This is a genomic window from Halobacillus sp. ABH2_015 (assembly GCF_056158945.1).
In genome coordinates, this window is record NZ_JBSWUG010000002.1 from 1,163,092 (window position 1) to 1,180,429 (window position 17,338).

The following is a 17,338-nucleotide window of genomic DNA, read 5'->3' on the forward strand; positions in this document are numbered from 1 at the left end:
GGCAATGAAACGCTCCTGGATGATCAGCCTGATCGTCTCTTTACTTATCGTCGGAGGCGGTACGGCGGGCGTTTTCTATATTCTGGACACGGTGCCGGAACAATTGGCGGTGTCGGCTGTACTCAATCAGCCTCCTGAAGAAGATGAGAAAAACGCAGAAGTGCCAAAAGAAACACAGGACATTATCTATGAATCTCAAAAGCTTGTCGTCCAGATTGAACTTCCGGACGGCACGATCGGCTCCGGGTTTTTATACAATGACAAGGGTGATGTGATTACGAATGCCCACGTCGTCGCCAACGCCGAAGAAGTCTCTGTTATTACGACGGACAGTAAAAAGATGCCGGGGGATGTTATCGGGGTGAGCCGCGATACAGATGTTGCGGTTGTCCGTGTACCCGGCCTTGAGGGGCGCGATCCGCTCCCGATCCGGACAGAGGGCTATGCCGAGCTGCTGGACGAAGTGCTGGCGCTTGGAAGTCCACTCGGTCTGCAGAATACGGTGACACGCGGTGAAATCAGCGGCGTGGACCGGACGCTGGATATCGAGCCGTTCCATTACGAAAACATGTATCAGATTTCTGCGCCGATTTCCCCGGGGAACAGCGGTGGTCCGCTGCTTGACCGGGACACGGGCGAAGTAGTCGGAATCAATTCAGCCAAGCTGGATGAGGAAACGATCGGTTTCAGTATCCCGATTGCGGATGTGCTGCCGATGGTGGAGCGCTGGAGCGAAACGCCGATGGAATCGCTGCCTGAATTCCCTGAGCTGAATGAACAGGTGCAGTCTCCGGTTACCGGTACAGATGCAGAACAGGCGACGTACATGGTGCAGTATTTTTATGACAGCATCAACCAAGGCGACTTTGTAACGGCCTATTCCCTGATCAGTTCAAGCTGGCAGGAGAAGACGTCGTTTGAAGAGTTCCGTTCAGGCTATTACAATACGCTGAGTGTATCCGTCGATAACCTTGTCGCTGATCCGAAGGACGATCAGGTTGTCGTGACCGCCTTCATCACTGCTGAAGAAACCGTGGATGGAGAAGTCAAGGTTAAGAAATATAAAGTGGTGTATCCGATTCAGAAGGAAAACCAGTCGGTGAAGATCATGCAGGGATCCGGCGAGGAAATCAGTAACGAATCCAAAGAAGAAGAATGACGAAACCACCGCTCATGATAAGAGCGGTGGTTTTTTTATCGGTTATGGATTTCTACAGCGCCCCGGATGCCTGATTCAATAGCCCCTTCAATCCATCCGTGGTAGGAGGAGGTGTGTTCGCCGGCGAAATGGATGCGGCCTTCCGGCAGAGGGATGATGTCCTCCAAATCCCTGCTCTGACCCGGAGTGAAAAGGGTGAAACAGCCCGCAGAGTATGGGTTTCGGCTCCAGTTGTAGACGATGCTGGTCATATACGTATCATAGACGACCCGTCCGTATACCTTGGCAAGGTCGCTCATCACTTCCTCTACGGCCTGCTTTTTACTGAGGCTGTTGAATAACAGCGCATTCTGTCCCCACGTGTAGCTGGCAAGCAGAATTCCCGGCCCAGGTTTTCCACCGTCATGGCTGGGCTGGTAAATGAAGCGGGAGGGATAATCGGTGATGATGTTCCCGACCGGATACTGCTCCCAGAATTTATATGAAAATTCTATGCCTATTTTTACAGCTGGAACATTGATGATTTCGTGGATCGCCGCCCATTTTTTTATGGAAATCGTGTCATACGGACGGACGTCGATCCATTGGAAAGTCGTAAAAGGAATGGTCGTCAGGACATAATCTCCGGTCCAGGTGGAATAGCCTCCGGTTTTTTCATTCTTTGACACGACCTGTACGCCATCTTTGTAATGATTGATTGCAACGGCCCGTTCGCAGAAGTAGATGGCGGAGGAGAGCTCCGGGTAAAAGGCCCATGGCAGCCGGTCATTCCCGCCTTTGATTTCCCTGAATTTCGTATCCCCTTGGAAGATTGGAAACGTAATGTCAGTGAGGATGTTCAGAAATGCGAATTCCGGGAAACCTTCAATTCCAAGCAGGACCTTGATTTTCCTCACAGCATTTAAAGACATGGAGGGGCCGTAGGGGTTGTTCCTTAAATATTCACTCATGGAAAGGTCCGAATAGCGGTCTCTGAGGTGTTCTTTTTCAGCATCACTGCTGTGGTTATAAACATCAAGAAACGGCTGGACGGCTGACAGAAACAGTTCTTTGGCCGTTTTGCCCTGCTCCTCCGAATCTACAGGAAAATCAAGAATGGCAGGGTTTTGTTCATAAATGCGGTGATACACTTTTTTTCCATTAATCAACAAGAGGTCATTTTTCCGCGTGTTTTGAAAAGGATTGGTTTCCAGTCCGAATTTGTCGACATACGCATATACAAGCTTATGATTGGTCGGTATCCGCATCGCTCCGACATCGAGGTAATTGCCATTCGTGAACGGGGCACGGACCGTATAGACTCTTCCACCCAGACGGCTGTCAGCTTCAAGGATGGTCACCTTATGACCGGCATCCTTTAATAAACCAGCTGCCGACAGTCCGGCCATGCCGGCACCGATAATGATCACCCGCTTCTTTTGAGCAGACGGCGAAAGACCTTTATGGATGATACGGAGAAAATCATCTGGATATGTAAAGCCCTCGGATTGATAATTCGTCATGGAAAACACCCCCTTTTATGGTTATTCAGTCCATTTAATGAACAGTACGGTTCTATGGATGTAATTTCCAACGTGCATATTCATAGTGAGCCGCACATGAATTAGTAAAGGGGGGGAATGGCCGATGTATCAATTATTCCGACAGGACGGATCTGACAGGCAGATCCGAGTCCAGGGATCAGGAAGTGTTAAAGTGAAGCCGGATACAGCCGTTGTTCAGCTCGGTGTTGTGACGGAAGGGACCGATCTCACCTCGGTTCAGAATGAAAATGCAGCGGTCACCAGCATGGTGAAAAATCAGCTGATGGCTGCAGGTGTGGACGAGATGAATATTCAAACATCCGATTATTCCGTGTTTCCGCAGTACGATTATGTGGATGGGAAACAGGTGTTCCGAGGATATCAGGTTTCCCATATGTTGACCGTGACCGTAGATGATATTGAACAGACAGGCGCAGTCATTGATGCTGCCGTCCAAAGTGGTGCCAACCGGGTGACGAACATCGAGTTTACGGTGAGTCAGTCTTATTACTATTATCAAAAGGCCCTTCAAATCGCCCTCGGGCAGGCTCTTGCCACAGCACAGACGATCGCGAATACGATGAATGTGAGGCTTGACCAGCAGCCGGTCCGTATTGTCGAGGAAAAAAGTCCGGACGTTTCTCCTCTTCAGCCTTATGCCAAAACACAGGCGCTCAGTGAGAGTGCTGTACCGATCGAGCCGGGGATGATGGAGATTACAGCCCGGGTGGATGTCTGGTTTCCATTTTATCCTTAAAACACAGGGACTTTGACTGTGTTTTTTTATATGGAGAAAAAGGTCTTGGTTTAAAATGTTGTGCCGAGGAAAAACATCCATTACAATGGGCAGTAACAGATGTTCGCAGGTAAGGAGAGGTCACATGGAAAACTTACTGCTCGCTTTCGGTCTCACCCTGTTTGCAGGGCTTGCTACCGGAGTAGGGAGCATACTCGCATTTTTCACATCAACAACAAACACACGATTTTTATCTTTGTCACTCGGTTTTTCGGCCGGAGTGATGATTTACGTATCCATGATCGAAATTTTCTTCAAGGCCCAGGACTCCCTCATAAGTGCGCTCGGAAATGAAATGGGCCAGTGGATTACAGTGGTGTCCTTTTTCGGAGGCATGCTGCTTATTGCTCTCATCGATAAAGTGATCCCGAAAGCAGGCAACCCTCACGAAGTGAAAAAGGTCGAGGATATGACACAGGACAAGCAGAAGGACCGCGATCTTTTGAAGATGGGAACGTTCACAGCCCTCGCCATTGCGATCCACAACTTTCCGGAAGGGATTGCCACCTTCACAGCGGCATTGAATGACCCGGCACTTGGCATTGCCATTGCCACCGCTATTGCGATCCATAACATCCCGGAGGGAATTGCGGTCTCAGTACCGATTTATTTCGCCACAGGGGATAAGAAAAAGGCGTTCAACCTGTCCTTTTTAAGCGGGTTATCCGAGCCGATCGGGGCCATTCTTGCCTATCTTGTGCTTATGCCGTTTTTGAATGATATGGTTTTCGGAATCCTCTTCGCCGGAGTTGCCGGCATTATGGTATTTATATCCCTTGATGAACTGCTTCCGGCCTCAAGAAGGTACGGGGAGCCGCACTTATCTATTTACGGCGTTGTCGCCGGAATGGCAGTCATGGCCCTGAGCCTGCTGTTGTTTATTTAATGCCTTTCTGTCATGGGATTTGTAGGAGGCGGCCTTGGGAATGACTCCCTTTCCGTGCCATCCCTTGCTCTGAATAAATAGCAGACCGGACCCCTGATTCCAGACGGAAACGATTTAGTAAGCGTATGAAATATCAACAACAGACTTTAACAGAGCTTATTTAATAAAAATCCCCCGGCTGCCTGATGGCGTCCGGGGGATTTTTTAATACGTCTTTCCTGTATAAAGATCTTCGATGACGCTTTGGATAGCCGCTTTTTTCCGCTGGATCAGCCGCCAGTTGATGGTGATGGATTCCTCCTGTCTGCTTCCAAGACGGGTAAGGTCATCCTCGACTTCGACCGTATGCGTGCTCAGTGCCTTGAATTTTTCAGCGGCTTTATCCTTGAGCCAGGCGGTCATGTGCTCATTCAATTGAGCAGTCTGCTCATCTTTGGAAGCGGGGGAGGTGCAGAATTTAAACTTTCCCTGCTGGAATGAAAGGGTCGTCTTTTCTGAGTCTGTCTGCTCAAATAACAGCTTATAGGAGCGGCCGAGATAGGTGATTTTCTGTCCTTCTTCCAATAAGAAAGGTCCAAGGTAGAGGTCTTCGTGCGTTTTCTGCCAATGATTGATGATCCAGTCGGCTTTCTTTTCTACAAACGCATGGACTTTCTCATCCGATTTCTCCTCAGGCGCCGTCACCTGGACCCCGTTCAGATCATCCAGGTAAATTTTCGTGAACTGCAGCTGCGGCTGTTTATGGACGGTATATTGGATCGTTGTCTGATTATGCTGTAGGAGCGGCATATCAAGACCTCCTTTACATGTCGGTGATGTTGTAAAAAAACAGTGCCCCTGAATAGAGGAGCACTGCTTGGAGATTACAGGGTGATTTTCGCTTCCCGCTTCTGAAAATCGACGTCCTGGTAATACGAGTTCTTCACAAGAACGTTTGGACCGAGGCATTCCACCGCCGGGCAGTGACAGTTGAGGCTTTTCGCCGTGTCGGTCTGCATCCACTGTTGGTATGCGTCTTCCAGGGAAGTGTCCTGAATGTTGCCAAGACCAGGCTCGTCCCCGAAGTCGGTGACGATAATGTCGCCGCTGAATATGTTGACATTCAAGCGGGAGCGCCCATCCGGGTCGTTCCTTACCGTCACATTTTTCGCGCTGTACAGGCGCTTCAGCATGTCCAGATCCTCATCATTGGTGCTGCATGGATAATAAGGCAGGGTGCCGAACAGCATCCACGTATCTTCATCGCGGTGATCAAGCAGACGGTTGATTCCTGTACGCATATCCTCAAGGCTCAGCGTTTCAAGAGCACTGGCGAAGTCCACCGGGTACATCGGATGGATTTCATGCCTTGCACACTTCATTTCCTTCACATGATCGTGGATCGCTTCCAGGTAAGGGAAGGTGCGTCGGTTCAGCATCGTTTCCGCGGATACCATCACGCCTTCATCCGCGAGACGCTGGGAGTTCTCCACCATCCGGTCGAAGAATTTCTTCCGGTTTTCCTCGGAAGGCTTGCGCTCCATGCGGGCGAATCCGGTGTGGATGAATTCTTCAAGCGTTCCCCAGTTATGCGAAATATGTAAAACATCAAGATAGGGGATGATCGGGATATAGCGCTCATAAGGAAGCGTCAAGTTGGAATTGATCTGTGTGCGTACGCCGCGTTCATGAGCGTATTTCAACAGGGGCAGCACATAGTTTTCGACGGATTTTTTCGACATCATCGGCTCCCCGCCGGTAATGCTCAAAGTCCTCAGATGAGGAATCTCGTCCAGTCGCTTCCGGATCAAATCCATCGGCAGCGCTTCGGGGTCCCTCTGCTGCAGGGTATATCCGACCGCACAGTGCTCGCAGCGCATATTGCACAGCGTCGTCGTCGTAAATTCAATATTGGATAACGTCATATGCCCGTGTTCCTTTACGTCCATGTAGGCTTCCCACGGGTCAAACTCAGGTGTAAGCTTCTGAAGCTTCATGTTGGTACTCATAAAATATGAAACTTCCTTTCTATTTAATTGATTCGGTCTTAACCTTTCCTATTCTAACATTATTCAAGCTCGAACTATACCATTCCTTCTTGACGAACGTGAAAAAGAAGCAGGAAACGCCTGCATATCGAAAAAGGAGTTTCCCCGTGTGACAACGAAAGGAAAAGGGTAGACGAATAGATAAAGGAGGACACCATCGATGCAGCCAACCGTTATGATTACCGGATCCTCCAGCGGATTCGGACAGCAGACCGCTGTGAAATGTGCAGAGAAAGGCTTCCGTGTCATTGCAACAATGCGGAATATGGAAAAAGCGTCGGTTTTCCAAAACGCAGACCTGACGGAAGACGTGAAGCAGAAGATTGAAGTGTGGCAGCTGGATGTCACGGATGATACCTCGATTGAACGTTTTAAGGAAAAAGCAGAACAACTGGAGCGGGTGGATGTGCTCGTGAACAACGCGGGCTATGCGGTAGGAGGGTTCCTGGAACAGGTCCCACTTGAGGAATACCGCCGGCAGTTCGATACGAACGTCTTTGGTGTTATAGCCGTCACGAAGGCTGTTCTGCCCGTCATGAGGCGCCAAGGGTCCGGAAAAATACTAAATGTCAGCAGTGTCAGTGGATTGATCGGTTTTCCGGGGCTATCGGCGTATGTATCGTCCAAGCATGCGCTGGAAGGACTTTCTGAAAGCCTGCGCTTTGAACTGCAGCCATTCGGCATTGATGTCGCGTTGATTGAACCAGGCTCTTTTCAGACGAATATCTGGTCGTCCGGTATGAAGCTTCCAGAGGAAGTACACAATCCTTCGTCGCCTTATGCTTCCTACATAAAAGGACTGTGGAGTGCCTTGAACGAAGAGTCACGGGCCCAGCCGGCTTCCGTCGCCGACCTCATGACAGGACTGATCCAAAAAGACAAGCTGAAAAAACTGCGTTATCCAGTCGGAGCGGGCGTCCGGACCAACGTGCTTTTGAAAAGGCTTCTTCCATGGGCATGGCTCGAAAAGGCGGTATTGAAACGGATATTAGGTTCCACCAAAACAAAAGGAGGAAAACCAGATGGCCGAGTACAGCATTCTTGATGGGGCAGAGGAAATCAAATACGAGGGCAATGAGGTGGGGATACTCGTCTCCCACGGGTTCACAGGGACGACCCAGAGCATGCGTCCGCTCGCAGAAGCATACGCACGCGAAGGCTATACCGTTTACTGTCCACGGTTGAAAGGACACGGCACAGCACCGGAGGATATGGAGACGACGTCCTATAAGGACTGGATCGAATCAGTGGAGAGCGCCTATCAATGGCTGAATGAACGGTGCAGTTCTATATTCGTCGTCGGTTTATCCATGGGAGGAACGCTTGCCCTTTATATGGCCGGTGAGCATAAGGACATCCAGGGGGTTATTCCGATCAATGCAGCAATCGACATCCCGGTGATGGAGGAGAGTGCGGCGACAGACGAACGTTTTCTTGATGCCATCGGCTCCGATATTAAAGACCCCGGCCAGGATGAACTGGCCTACGACAAAACACCGGTCAAATCCATTACCGAAATCACGGTCTTAATGGATCAGGTGAAAAAGCGGCTTGATACGATTCACTGCCCGATTCTGGTTTTCGTCTCGGATGAGGATCACGTCGTCCCGCCCAATAATTCAGAAGTGATCTTTGATTCGGTCTTTTCGGAGCACAAGGAGCTTGTCCATTTGGAAAACAGCTACCATGTCGCAACACTGGATCATGACCAGGATTTGATTGTTGAGCGCAGTCTGGAATTCTTCCAGATGTATACGAATACAAAATAGACTCCATTGCCCGGGAAATAAGTTTTGTCATCGGAGAGAAGTTTGATATAATAGAAGCATAGCAAGAAGAGTAATCGGTACAAAGCCTACAAGGGGAGCCTAGCGGCTGAGAGTGAACCTCGTTCAGACCCTTCGAACCTGTCAGTTAGTACTGGCGCAGGGATGGCGGCTTTTTTGATGGTGCAATGCATTCGGGATCCCTCCATCAGGAAGCGTCCCTGTCTGCATTGCTTTTTTTGTGTCTTTTTTTAAAGGAGGAATGCTGGAATGAGAAACCGCAGAGTCCTATTTTTAGTAGAAATTGCGATCTTTTCCGCATTAGCACTACTACTGGATATCCTTCCGTTTTTATCATTTAAATTATGGGCCCAGGGCGGTTCCGTTTCGTTTGCAATGGTGCCGGTCTTCATTATGGCCTTCCGCTGGGGCGTGAAGGGAGGCGCGGCGACTGGACTGCTGCTCGGCATCTATCAGATTTTGACCGGTGCCTATATCATCACCCCTTTGCAGACGCTGTTGGACTACATTGTGGCGTTTGCGGTGATCGGTGCGGCAGGAATCGTGGCCAAACCGCTTTGGAATGCGATCCGCTCCAAGGAAACGAAAGCTCTCGTCGGGTGGATCATCGCGGGATGCTTTATCGGCAGTGTACTCCGCTTCTTCGGTCACTTCGCAGCAGGGATCATCTTTTACGGTGAGTTTGCGCCGGAAGGACAGCCGGTCTGGCTGTACTCCCTCGTTTATAATGGCGGATACATGCTGCCTGCGTTTATCTTAAGCGCCATCGTAATCAGCCTTTTGTTCATACAGCGTCCAAAGCTGCTGCTTCATTAAATGAGGAAAGTCTTCTGCCCCTGCGGTAGAAGGCTTTTTTTTCCATGTTTGAAACACCCCCGGGTAGTGAAAAGACAGGCAGAGACCAGGGGGGATAAGAATGAAAAGAATAAAGGGGTTATTAAAGAAGAAATGGGTCTGGCTGCTGCTTTTGATCGTGTTGATCCTTTCGGTCATGATTGCCTATCATACCTCATGGAAAGCGCTCCCGGAAGGCGTTTCCTACGAGGGCGGTGTCCATCAGATGGAGGATATCGAGTTTTTCCGTGACCTCTCCTATGAGAATCAAGAGGGGGATACGGTTCATGATCTTCAGGTTTTTGAGGAGATGTATGCCACTATAGGGGAAGCGGATGATTTTATTGTCGCTGATATGTTTCTTTTCAACGGCTACACGAACGGGAAAAATGAATTTCCCGAAATCAGCAGTCGTCTCGTGGACGCTGTATTAGAAAGAAAAGAAGAAGTGCCTGACCTTGAAGTCGTGTTTATTACCGACCAAATCAATACCATTTACGGCTCCTATGAATCGGAAACGATCCGCCGCCTGGAAGATGGCGGGGTGAACGTCGTCTTAACCAATCTGGACAAACTGAGAGATTCCAATCCGTTATACTCCAGTGCCTGGCGCCTGCTGTTTTCATGGATGGGGACGGAAGGGGACGGATGGATCGGCAACCCGATTGCCAAGGAGGCCCCTGACGTGACGCTTCGATCCTACATGAAGCTGTTGAATATCAAGGCGAACCACCGGAAGCTGCTTGTGACTGAGGATTCAGCCGTTGTATCCACAGCAAATCCTCACGATGCCAGCGGGTATCATGAGAACGTTGCTTTTAAAATGGAAGGGCCGATCATTGAAGATATTCTGGAAGCAGAAGAAGCGGTGGCCCGCTATTCCGGCGGGGAATTCATCGACTACAGCAGCTATGAATGGGAAGAGCAGGAAGGACCGCTTCACACACAGTTCGTGACCGAAGGAAAGATCTATGACGCCGTGCTGGAAAAGCTGGAGGACGCTGGTAAAGGGGATGACGTATGGATCGGGATGTATTATTTAGCTGATAAAAAGGTGACCGCCCGGATCGATGAAGCGGCCAACCGCGGGGCTGAAGTACGCATCATTATGGATCCCAATAAAACCGCGTTCGGCCATGAGAAGCCGGGGCTGCCCAATTTGCCGGTGGCTGCCGAGCTGAAGAACCTCGGAAATGAGAACATCAAGCTGCGCTGGTATGACACGAACGTCGAGCAGTATCATACGAAAATGCTGTATATAGATGGGCCGGATGATGACGCCATCGTCGCCGGTTCCGCCAACTATACGAGAAGAAACCTGTCCAACCTTAACCTGGAAGCGGATGTCGTCATCCACGGGCCCGGGGAGGAGGTGGTCTTCCAGGAGGTCAACGATTACTTCACGAGGATCTGGTCCAATGAAGACGGCCATTATACAACCGACTATGAAACCTACCAGGACAATCTGACGTCCATCCGCTATGCTACGTATTATCTGCAGAAGTGGACATGGTTTACAACTTATTAAACAGAAGCCCCTGACGCATGTTTTGCGTCAAGGGCTTTTTTATCAGGAGAGAATTGCCTGAGCTTTTGCAGGATTGGTTATGATAAGAAGTACTTTTCCTTCATCCAGGTCTTCTTCATATTGTCCAGCTTCTTCTTTGGAGAATCCGATTTCCTGCATCTTTGTGCGGAGCTCATCGCCTTTTTTACTGAAGATATTCGTGATGACGCTTTTCGCATCCTGCTCGGAAGCACCAATCGTATTCGCATTCACACTCTTCGAAATCCGTTCGGTCCGGTCATCATCATGGGACAGGATGTAAATCTCTTCGTTATCAATGCCTTCGTTCTTCAGTTTTTCTACCATATCCTTCAACTGTTCATCATTTGTGTATTCACGTACAAGTGGTTTCATTTTTTTCACTGCTCCTTTGTTTATATCATGTTCTACAGTGAAATTACCCGTTATTTTCTATTGTTAATCGGAATATGGGAAGAGAAGGAAATCTGAATGTGTTGTCGAATGGTAAGGATATTGGAGGGAAAAGAGATGAACAATCAAATCATTGCTACATTTTCGATTGCCGCCTGTGACCCCGGCCGTGAGGAATGGGGCGTGGCCGTACAGTCCAAGTTTTTAGGCGTCGGCTCCGTCGTTCCATGGGCGAAAGCAGGTGTGGGAGCGGTGGCCACCCAGGCTTTTGCCAACCCTGCCTACGGTCCGGAAGGGTTGAAACTCCTTGAGGCAGGGTTGTCTGCGGAGGAAGTCATCGAAAAGTTAACGGACGAAGACCTTCAAAAGGAAGACCGTCAAGTCGGAGTTGTCGACCGTTCCGGTCAGGCAGCGACTTTTACCGGGAAAGACTGTTATGACTGGGCTGGGGGAATCACAGGGAAGCATTATGCGGCTCAAGGAAACATATTAGTAAATGAAGAAACGGTGACCCATATGGGACATGCGTTTGAACAATCGGAAGGCCCCCTGGCCGAACGTCTCATTAGAGCCATCCAAGCGGCGCAGGAAGCAGGGGGAGACAGCCGAGGAAAGCAGTCGGCGGCCGTGCTCGTCGTTCGTGATCAAGCAGGCTACGGCGGACTAAGCGATGTCGCTGTAGATCTCAGAGTGGACGATCATCCTGAGCCGATCAAGGAACTTGAGCGGATTTACCAGCTGCACCAATTGTACTTTGGTGAAACGAAGGAAGAGGATGTCCAGCTGATCGATGAAGATGTAAAAAGGGAAATGGTAGGCCATTTAGTCCGTCTTGGCTGCCTTGAAAGTAAGGAAGTTGATGACGAGGTGTTCTATGAATCCTGGACGACGTACCTGCATACCGAAAACTTCGAAGGTCGTGAGCTGGACCAGGGGAAAGTCGATCGGAAGGTGCTGGATTTTATGAAGAGTCAGCCAGGTAAAAGCGAAAGAAGATAAAGGAAGAGGGGATGGGGCATGGAGGTCGCAGCGATTACATCGGCCGTTTTATTTTGTTTCGTGGCTGTGTTTCAAGTGTTACTCGCGTCCGGTTTTCCGCTCGGGGAAGCGGCCATGGGGGGGTCCCACCGCGTCCTGCCGGCGAATTTGAGAGTCGCCAGCGCACTGAATGCCCTGCTGTTGGTTTTTATGGCCGGTATCGTTCTTCAGCATGCATTTCAATTCTCTGATCTGCTCCGATTTTTACCCACTACGATTCTCATGTGGGTAATCATCATTTTCATGGGCATCAACACATTGATGAACTTAATCTCAAGGAGTAAAAAGGAACGTCTGATCATGACTCCTGTTTCAGGCCTGTTGTTCATCCTATGTTTATGGGTGGTGTGATTTAAGGCGTCTCTTTGAGATAGGGAGAATGATCAACATAAGGGTTCCGGTTATTCTTACCAGCACCGGAACCCTTATTTTAAGAGAAAGCTACATAGCGATCCTTCGGGGGATCAAATCAGGACGTCTCTTTGCGGATGTTTACGTATTTTTTTACATAGATCAACAAACTTAAAATAAACAAGGCTTGAATCAATCTAGTCAGCAGTCCGACCGAAATATGGGTGTTTATCGAGAATAGAAGGAGGGGTTTTTCTATATGAAATCCTAACAAAATATGGATAAAGTTGTAGATTCCTGTCAGCCATATGAATACAAGCAGTGTTTTTTTCATAGTGGTCACCTTCCATCATGGTTTTATAAAAGAAAATTTTCCCTGTTTATATGGTAACATTACCCATTTTCTGTATACTAGAGGAACGGCTGAAGGAAGCTCTGGATGATATTCATAACCTTTGGGAGGTGATTGAATGGGCTTTTATTACTTTATTTTATTTGGCGTGGGGGTCGCACTGGGAGTTTTGGGAGGAAAGAAACTCTTCCATTCCTCCACGAATCCTGCTGCTTGGGCTCAACTGGTCATTGGAGTCGTGTTCGCCGCTTCGTCTATCGTTTTGTTTCAGCCGGGCAGCTCAGATGTTATTTCACAGATGCTGCTGAAGCTGCAGGACTTTTTCTTTTGAAATACATGAAAAGAGAGAGGTTTTTCTTTGGAACTCATTGTATTTGGAGTTATCGCACTAACCAGTGTGTTCGTTATTATCCTTGGTCTTTTAAGCCTCAAGAATGAAAAGGACACAAAGATCATCCGGACGAGAACAATGGATATGGAAAATACCCGTGTAATAAGAAGCTTCAATAAAATCTGTAAAGGATGATGATATGCCTTTCAGCCTTGATAAAGCAAGCTTCGGCATGAGGGTACTGGCTGAAGTCATCGATGTCCTGCTTATCTATATTCCAATTGGAGTCTTTATACCTTTCTTTTTTGGTATCCATAATGGTCCATATCAAGACATTTTGACAAGTGTCTTCTATATGATTTACTGCATCCTTTTACCAGTAGCGTGGCAGGGGTATGGTGTTGGCAGAAGGATGATGTTGATAAAAGTGAAAAAAGAGAACGGGAATAAGCTGAACCTTCTTGACATGGTTTTTCGAGAGCTTTTAGGGAAGTATCTGCTTGGGGTGATAACGGGAGGACTCTCGATTATCATCAGTGCTCTGATGGTTGTGTTTCGTAAGGATAAAAAAGCTGTACATGACATGATCGCAGGAACTTATGCATCGAATGAGGGGTAGAAGCTGTTCCCAAGGGAGGGGTGCTTTTGAAATACACGTGGTGGTTTGTCATGGGAATTGTAGTTGGAGGGACCATTTCTTACATAGTAGGTCTTGAAAGTTTGGAGAGCATACAGGAAGCGCTCAAATCGTGGTGAATAGAGCAAAGAAGAAAAGCAGCGTCCTTCCGACGCTGCTTGTATTTTATTTTTTTATATGAACTTCTTAATTTCTGCACTGAATTCTTTCGGTGCTTCCTGAGGAACCCAGTGGGCGGACTCGTCAAATCTTACGAGTGTGCTGTCAGGCAGATCTTTAATGAGTTTTTCTGCTGTTTCCACCGGCTGCCACTCATCTTTTGTTCCCCATAGTAAAAGAACGGGCTGCTTGATGGTGGAAAGCTTCGACGTAATCGCAGTCGTTTCATTTGTATTCAATGCTGCGGCGTTACGTACGAGACTCAGTTTGCCTTCCTCGTGCAGGTAAGGGGCCATGATTCCCTGTAAAAAGGTTTCAGTCAGCTGTTCCGGATGAGAGAACACTTCTTTGTACGCTTTGGATAGAAAAGCTTCGAATTCCTGCGTGGACTCGTTCTTCTTGGAAGGGTGCCCCATCACGAGCATATCTTGAATCGGCCAGGAATCATAAGCGACGGAATTAGAAAGCACGAGCTTGTTAATACGTTCCGGTGCTTGAAGAGCAAGAAGCAAACCAACGCCTCCACCGATATCATGAGCAACAAGATTCACTTGATCCAATGCCAATTCATCCATAAGCTTGAGTACCATATCCGCCTGTACATGAAGAGAGCGGTCGAACTGGTCACGCTGATCGGACTGTCCATAGCCAAGCAGGTCAGGTGCAATGACACGGTAATCCTCTTCAAGCTCCGGAATGACGCTCTGGTATAAGTAGGACCAGGTCGGGATGCCGTGTAAAAGCATTACAGGCGTACCTGAGCCCACATCCGTAAAATTGACTTTAACCGGTTCCTCGACGATGCCTTCCAACATAACCGATTGTTGTCTTTGCTTAAACGTTTCTTCATTCATAGTTGCAGGTTGGTTCATTCTTATACCTCCCAGGATAATCGTATGATTGAGTTATTTATTTACGCATGTTTCTCGGCGATGCTGACAATTTCTTCTTTCGGTTTGAAACCGACTGCCTGATCGACTAGTTCTCCATCTTTGAAGAATAAGAGGGTTGGAACGCTCATCACACCATATTTCTGAGCAGTTTCCATATTTTCATCAATATCTACTTTTACAATGTTCATGTGATCTCCTTGTTCCTCATCAATTTCTTCCAGAACAGGAGCGATCATTTTACAAGGACCACACCATGGGGCGCCAAGGTCTGCGATAACGAGTCCGCTGCTTGTCTCCTGTGCAAATGTTTCATCTGTGGCGTTTCGAATAGCCATATTCCATTCCTCCTTGCATCGGTATAACCACTAAATAAATATTTAGTAGTTAGAAGGTTACATGATGCTGAAACTGACGTCAACTGATGAGGCATGGACTTTTTTAAGTATTTGATAAGATACGTCTGAATAGGGAGAATGGTTAAACGTACGATTTGTCTTCCACAGGCTTATCTGCTATTTTTTGTAAAAACAGAAATAATAAGAAAATGGCAGTTCAAATCGGTTAAGGTGGTGATTATTTGGTCGTTACAGAAGTGAATAGAAAACTTGGATTCTTGGTTATCAGCTTAAGTATTGCCTTGTTATTGCAGGGGTGCGGTATCGGTAATGGAAACTCGGCTCGTGTAGATACCGCTGTTCAAAAAGTAAGCCATTTATACGAAACAAATGATTCGGAAAAGGTCAAGCAAGGAGAAGTTAGTAAGATTAAGCCATCGACAGACCAAGAAATGATAAATGAAGCTTTAGAAGCTATTGATAAGATTGACACAGGTGAGGGTGAGACTGATAAGAATGCTATAGTCGCTTTTGCACTCCGTTCTTCTGTTCAAAATGCACAAATCCAATTGAATGAACGAGAAGGTACTTCTAAATCCCTGGATAATCATTCAGGAGGTGGAGTATTAGAAAATGAATACCAACCAAGTAAGGAAGATGTGGTGTTGAAAGACAATTAATTGAAAAATAAAAATATATTGGAAGAATTCATGAATTCTGCTGGTGGTGAAAACGAAAACAATGACAGGGAAATCAGAGTAGTAAAGGATGAGGGGTACAAAGGTGTGCTGATTTATGATTTAGAGGCGAATTATGATGAAAATGCCGGTCAGAGCTGGATTTCAGTGAAACCTGATTTAAGTTATTACAGCGCTTCTGAAAATAGAGTGCAGGATGTTTTTAATACAAGACAACAATGCGGATATATGTCCAAAGACGAACAAAAAGGTTTTTATATATTGAATAATTGTCGTACACACTTGGCCTATCGATTTCTACCCATTGCAAATGGTGATGGATAGTCATGTATCTTAACCTAAATCTATGAAGCTGCGTTTTTACTGAGTAGGAATTTCTGTTTCTGTACTCTTGTGTAACGTAAAGAAGTACGATCTCCTGCTAAACGGAAGAACGTGCTTCTTTTTAACTTAAGATCTGTCTCTGATGAAGGGGATCTACTTATACACGACCCGTGACCATTATGAAAGGTACTCCATGACCCGTACTTTTTTAAAATTGGCTCTGTTATTGCTTGGTGTTGTTATGTAACATGTGAGCTCAGATCACCCCTTTCTGTCATGGGATTTGTAGGAGGCGGCCTTGGGAATGACTCCCTTTCCGTGGGGTACCGTGAGCCTCCTCAGGCTGCGCCTTCCGGGGTCTCACGATGTACCTTCATCCCACAGGAGTCTCGCCATTCCCAAGGCCGCCTCTTCAAAGAAGGGGAGTTAGAAAGGACATAACCGAAGTCCGTTACACCACTACGAAAGGGATGGCAGGGAAAACAGGTAGACTCCTGCGGGAAAAAGGAACAAGGGGAGACCCCGGAGAACGAAGTTCGAGGAGGCTCATCGTTCCCCGCGGAAAGCGGACGGTTTTCCCTGCCATTCCATGCTCTGAGTAAATAACGGACCGGACCCCTAATTCCAGACAGAAACAATTTAGTAATCTTTTAAAATATCAACAACAGACTTTAACAGAGCTTTTTAATTAAGTCTTTTCCACTACACCTGACATAACAGGGATGTGGTCATTTTCAAGGAGAAGTTATTAAATTATCCCTTGAGATATATAAGCATTTAATTATATAATGATGCTGTAATCTTTAAATGGTGTTAACGAACGGAAGAGGTAAGATCTAAAAGAGCCACCGGCAGTATGCGTGGTTTAACATTTACGAACATCCCTAAGGAGGTTTTACATATGAAAAAGGTAGAAATATTTGACCCGGCCATGTGCTGTTCCACAGGCGTCTGCGGACCGAGTGTCGACCCGAACCTGACACGAGTGGCTTCAGCCGTTTATTCATTGGAGCAAAAAGGTGTGAACATTACAAGATTCAACCTGGGCAATGAACCAGAAGCTTTTGCTGAGAATGGAGCAGTGAACGAGGTACTGCAGGAAAAAGGAGCAGATGCTCTTCCTGTTACTCTTCTGGACGGTCAGGTTGTCAAAGCAGGCGAATACCCGACGAATGATGAGTTCAGTGAATGGCTTGAAATCAAAGGAGAAGAATTGACGCAGAAACCGAAAGTCCGTGTTTCTATCAATATGGACAAATAAAGGAGCCG

The 17,338-nt window shown here is 47.5% G+C and carries 21 protein-coding genes and 1 riboswitch; of the genes, 14 read left to right on the top strand and 7 right to left on the bottom strand.

The window, feature by feature from the left end:
* Positions 1-4 precede the first annotated feature (4 nt).
* The gene (locus tag ACXAD6_RS06100) at positions 5-1,159 is read left to right on the top strand and encodes a S1C family serine protease (protein WP_474968094.1); all 1,155 of its coding nucleotides are present in this window, start codon (positions 5-7) and stop codon (positions 1,157-1,159) included.
* Positions 1,160-1,194: 35 nt separating this feature from the next.
* Here ACXAD6_RS06100 and ACXAD6_RS06105 read toward each other — a convergent pair whose 3' ends face one another.
* Complete coding sequence (locus ACXAD6_RS06105) at positions 1,195-2,661, bottom strand: flavin monoamine oxidase family protein (protein ID WP_474968095.1); 1,467 nt, start codon at positions 2,659-2,661, stop codon at positions 1,195-1,197.
* 124 nt (positions 2,662-2,785) lie between these two features.
* Between ACXAD6_RS06105 and ACXAD6_RS06110 the strand changes: the two genes are divergently transcribed.
* Positions 2,786-3,439, top strand: a complete 654-nt coding sequence (locus ACXAD6_RS06110; protein WP_474968097.1) for an SIMPL domain-containing protein — start codon at positions 2,786-2,788, stop codon at positions 3,437-3,439.
* A 124-nt stretch (positions 3,440-3,563) separates the two neighbouring features.
* Positions 3,564-4,364: a zinc transporter ZupT gene (gene zupT / locus ACXAD6_RS06115; protein ID WP_474968098.1), complete on the top strand. Its 801-nt coding sequence runs from the start codon at positions 3,564-3,566 to the stop codon at positions 4,362-4,364.
* A gap of 204 nt (positions 4,365-4,568) precedes the next feature.
* On the opposite strand, the gene ACXAD6_RS06120 is transcribed toward zupT, so the two are convergent.
* A complete protein-coding gene (locus ACXAD6_RS06120; protein ID WP_474968099.1) occupies positions 4,569-5,153 on the bottom strand; it encodes a YgjP-like metallopeptidase domain-containing protein in 585 nt (194 codons plus the stop codon).
* A 74-nt stretch (positions 5,154-5,227) separates the two neighbouring features.
* The gene (gene yfkAB, locus ACXAD6_RS06125) at positions 5,228-6,352 is read right to left on the bottom strand and encodes a radical SAM/CxCxxxxC motif protein YfkAB (protein ID WP_474968100.1); all 1,125 of its coding nucleotides are present in this window, start codon (positions 6,350-6,352) and stop codon (positions 5,228-5,230) included.
* A gap of 199 nt (positions 6,353-6,551) precedes the next feature.
* Here yfkAB and ACXAD6_RS06130 point away from each other — a divergent pair, with 199 nt between their 5' ends.
* From ACXAD6_RS06130 to ACXAD6_RS06145, 4 genes are all read left to right on the top strand, one after another.
* Positions 6,552-7,436 (top strand): SDR family oxidoreductase, encoded by an 885-nt coding sequence (locus ACXAD6_RS06130; protein ID WP_474968101.1) that lies wholly within the window; start codon positions 6,552-6,554, stop codon positions 7,434-7,436.
* A complete protein-coding gene (locus ACXAD6_RS06135) occupies positions 7,414-8,160 on the top strand; it encodes an alpha/beta hydrolase (protein WP_474968102.1) in 747 nt (248 codons plus the stop codon). The genes ACXAD6_RS06130 and ACXAD6_RS06135 overlap by 23 nt, the downstream gene beginning before the upstream one ends.
* 81 nt (positions 8,161-8,241) lie before the next feature.
* A riboswitch (TPP riboswitch) is annotated at positions 8,242-8,340 on the top strand.
* A gap of 87 nt (positions 8,341-8,427) precedes the next feature.
* A complete protein-coding gene (gene thiT, locus ACXAD6_RS06140; RefSeq protein WP_474968103.1) occupies positions 8,428-8,994 on the top strand; it encodes an energy-coupled thiamine transporter ThiT in 567 nt (188 codons plus the stop codon).
* Between the two features lie 100 nt (positions 8,995-9,094).
* Positions 9,095-10,540: a phospholipase D family protein gene (locus tag ACXAD6_RS06145; RefSeq protein WP_474968104.1), complete on the top strand. Its 1,446-nt coding sequence runs from the start codon at positions 9,095-9,097 to the stop codon at positions 10,538-10,540.
* 42 nt (positions 10,541-10,582) lie between these two features.
* Here the strand turns inward: ACXAD6_RS06145 and ACXAD6_RS06150 are convergent, their stop codons facing one another.
* Positions 10,583-10,933 carry a YflT domain-containing protein gene (locus ACXAD6_RS06150; RefSeq protein WP_474968105.1) on the bottom strand — a complete coding sequence of 117 codons (351 nt, stop codon included), beginning with the start codon at positions 10,931-10,933 and terminating at the stop codon, positions 10,583-10,585.
* 135 nt (positions 10,934-11,068) lie between these two features.
* Here ACXAD6_RS06150 and ACXAD6_RS06155 point away from each other — a divergent pair, with 135 nt between their 5' ends.
* Both ACXAD6_RS06155 and ACXAD6_RS06160 read left to right on the top strand, forming a co-directional pair.
* Positions 11,069-11,950 (top strand): DUF1028 domain-containing protein, encoded by an 882-nt coding sequence (locus ACXAD6_RS06155; protein WP_474968106.1) that lies wholly within the window; start codon positions 11,069-11,071, stop codon positions 11,948-11,950.
* 18 nt (positions 11,951-11,968) lie between these two features.
* The gene (locus tag ACXAD6_RS06160) at positions 11,969-12,340 is read left to right on the top strand and encodes a hypothetical protein (protein ID WP_474968107.1); all 372 of its coding nucleotides are present in this window, start codon (positions 11,969-11,971) and stop codon (positions 12,338-12,340) included.
* Between the two features lie 118 nt (positions 12,341-12,458).
* Here ACXAD6_RS06160 and ACXAD6_RS06165 read toward each other — a convergent pair whose 3' ends face one another.
* Positions 12,459-12,674, bottom strand: coding sequence for a hypothetical protein (locus ACXAD6_RS06165; protein ID WP_474968108.1), 216 nt, complete (start codon positions 12,672-12,674; stop codon positions 12,459-12,461).
* Between the two features lie 136 nt (positions 12,675-12,810).
* Between ACXAD6_RS06165 and ACXAD6_RS06170 the strand changes: the two genes are divergently transcribed.
* Together ACXAD6_RS06170 and ACXAD6_RS06175 are read left to right on the top strand one after the other, a co-directional pair.
* Positions 12,811-13,023 (top strand): hypothetical protein, encoded by a 213-nt coding sequence (locus ACXAD6_RS06170; RefSeq protein ID WP_474968109.1) that lies wholly within the window; start codon positions 12,811-12,813, stop codon positions 13,021-13,023.
* A 199-nt stretch (positions 13,024-13,222) separates the two neighbouring features.
* The gene (locus ACXAD6_RS06175; protein WP_474968110.1) at positions 13,223-13,642 is read left to right on the top strand and encodes an RDD family protein; all 420 of its coding nucleotides are present in this window, start codon (positions 13,223-13,225) and stop codon (positions 13,640-13,642) included.
* A 191-nt stretch (positions 13,643-13,833) separates the two neighbouring features.
* Here the strand turns inward: ACXAD6_RS06175 and ACXAD6_RS06180 are convergent, their stop codons facing one another.
* Together ACXAD6_RS06180 and trxA are read right to left on the bottom strand one after the other, a co-directional pair.
* Positions 13,834-14,691 carry an alpha/beta fold hydrolase gene (locus ACXAD6_RS06180; RefSeq protein WP_474968111.1) on the bottom strand — a complete coding sequence of 286 codons (858 nt, stop codon included), beginning with the start codon at positions 14,689-14,691 and terminating at the stop codon, positions 13,834-13,836.
* Between the two features lie 41 nt (positions 14,692-14,732).
* Positions 14,733-15,047, bottom strand: a complete 315-nt coding sequence (gene trxA / locus ACXAD6_RS06185) for a thioredoxin (RefSeq protein WP_474968112.1) — start codon at positions 15,045-15,047, stop codon at positions 14,733-14,735.
* Between the two features lie 242 nt (positions 15,048-15,289).
* Between trxA and ACXAD6_RS06190 the strand changes: the two genes are divergently transcribed.
* From ACXAD6_RS06190 to arsD, 3 genes are all read left to right on the top strand, one after another.
* Positions 15,290-15,727: a hypothetical protein gene (locus tag ACXAD6_RS06190; protein ID WP_474968113.1), complete on the top strand. Its 438-nt coding sequence runs from the start codon at positions 15,290-15,292 to the stop codon at positions 15,725-15,727.
* 18 nt (positions 15,728-15,745) lie between these two features.
* The gene (locus tag ACXAD6_RS06195) at positions 15,746-16,069 is read left to right on the top strand and encodes a hypothetical protein (protein ID WP_474968114.1); all 324 of its coding nucleotides are present in this window, start codon (positions 15,746-15,748) and stop codon (positions 16,067-16,069) included.
* Between the two features lie 901 nt (positions 16,070-16,970).
* Positions 16,971-17,330 (top strand): arsenite efflux transporter metallochaperone ArsD, encoded by a 360-nt coding sequence (gene arsD, locus ACXAD6_RS06200; RefSeq protein ID WP_474968115.1) that lies wholly within the window; start codon positions 16,971-16,973, stop codon positions 17,328-17,330.
* Positions 17,331-17,338 lie beyond the last annotated feature (8 nt).

Excerpts from the sequence above, each read along its gene's own strand:
- ACXAD6_RS06100 (WP_474968094.1), top strand. The coding sequence starts at position 5 with ATGAAACGCTCCTGGATGATCAGCCTGATCGTCTCTTTACTTATCGTC.
- ACXAD6_RS06105 (WP_474968095.1), bottom strand. The coding sequence starts at position 2,661 with ATGACGAATTATCAATCCGAGGGCTTTACATATCCAGATGATTTTCTC.
- ACXAD6_RS06110 (WP_474968097.1), top strand. The coding sequence starts at position 2,786 with ATGTATCAATTATTCCGACAGGACGGATCTGACAGGCAGATCCGAGTC.
- zupT (WP_474968098.1), top strand. The coding sequence starts at position 3,564 with ATGGAAAACTTACTGCTCGCTTTCGGTCTCACCCTGTTTGCAGGGCTT.
- ACXAD6_RS06120 (WP_474968099.1), bottom strand. The coding sequence starts at position 5,153 with ATGCCGCTCCTACAGCATAATCAGACAACGATCCAATATACCGTCCAT.
- yfkAB (WP_474968100.1), bottom strand. The coding sequence starts at position 6,352 with ATGAGTACCAACATGAAGCTTCAGAAGCTTACACCTGAGTTTGACCCG.
- ACXAD6_RS06130 (WP_474968101.1), top strand. The coding sequence starts at position 6,552 with ATGCAGCCAACCGTTATGATTACCGGATCCTCCAGCGGATTCGGACAG.
- ACXAD6_RS06135 (WP_474968102.1), top strand. The coding sequence starts at position 7,414 with ATGGCCGAGTACAGCATTCTTGATGGGGCAGAGGAAATCAAATACGAG.
- thiT (WP_474968103.1), top strand. The coding sequence starts at position 8,428 with ATGAGAAACCGCAGAGTCCTATTTTTAGTAGAAATTGCGATCTTTTCC.
- ACXAD6_RS06145 (WP_474968104.1), top strand. The coding sequence starts at position 9,095 with ATGAAAAGAATAAAGGGGTTATTAAAGAAGAAATGGGTCTGGCTGCTG.
- ACXAD6_RS06150 (WP_474968105.1), bottom strand. The coding sequence starts at position 10,933 with ATGAAACCACTTGTACGTGAATACACAAATGATGAACAGTTGAAGGAT.
- ACXAD6_RS06155 (WP_474968106.1), top strand. The coding sequence starts at position 11,069 with ATGAACAATCAAATCATTGCTACATTTTCGATTGCCGCCTGTGACCCC.
- ACXAD6_RS06160 (WP_474968107.1), top strand. The coding sequence starts at position 11,969 with ATGGAGGTCGCAGCGATTACATCGGCCGTTTTATTTTGTTTCGTGGCT.
- ACXAD6_RS06165 (WP_474968108.1), bottom strand. The coding sequence starts at position 12,674 with ATGAAAAAAACACTGCTTGTATTCATATGGCTGACAGGAATCTACAAC.
- ACXAD6_RS06170 (WP_474968109.1), top strand. The coding sequence starts at position 12,811 with ATGGGCTTTTATTACTTTATTTTATTTGGCGTGGGGGTCGCACTGGGA.
- ACXAD6_RS06175 (WP_474968110.1), top strand. The coding sequence starts at position 13,223 with ATGCCTTTCAGCCTTGATAAAGCAAGCTTCGGCATGAGGGTACTGGCT.
- ACXAD6_RS06180 (WP_474968111.1), bottom strand. The coding sequence starts at position 14,691 with ATGAACCAACCTGCAACTATGAATGAAGAAACGTTTAAGCAAAGACAA.
- trxA (WP_474968112.1), bottom strand. The coding sequence starts at position 15,047 with ATGGCTATTCGAAACGCCACAGATGAAACATTTGCACAGGAGACAAGC.
- arsD (WP_474968115.1), top strand. The coding sequence starts at position 16,971 with ATGAAAAAGGTAGAAATATTTGACCCGGCCATGTGCTGTTCCACAGGC.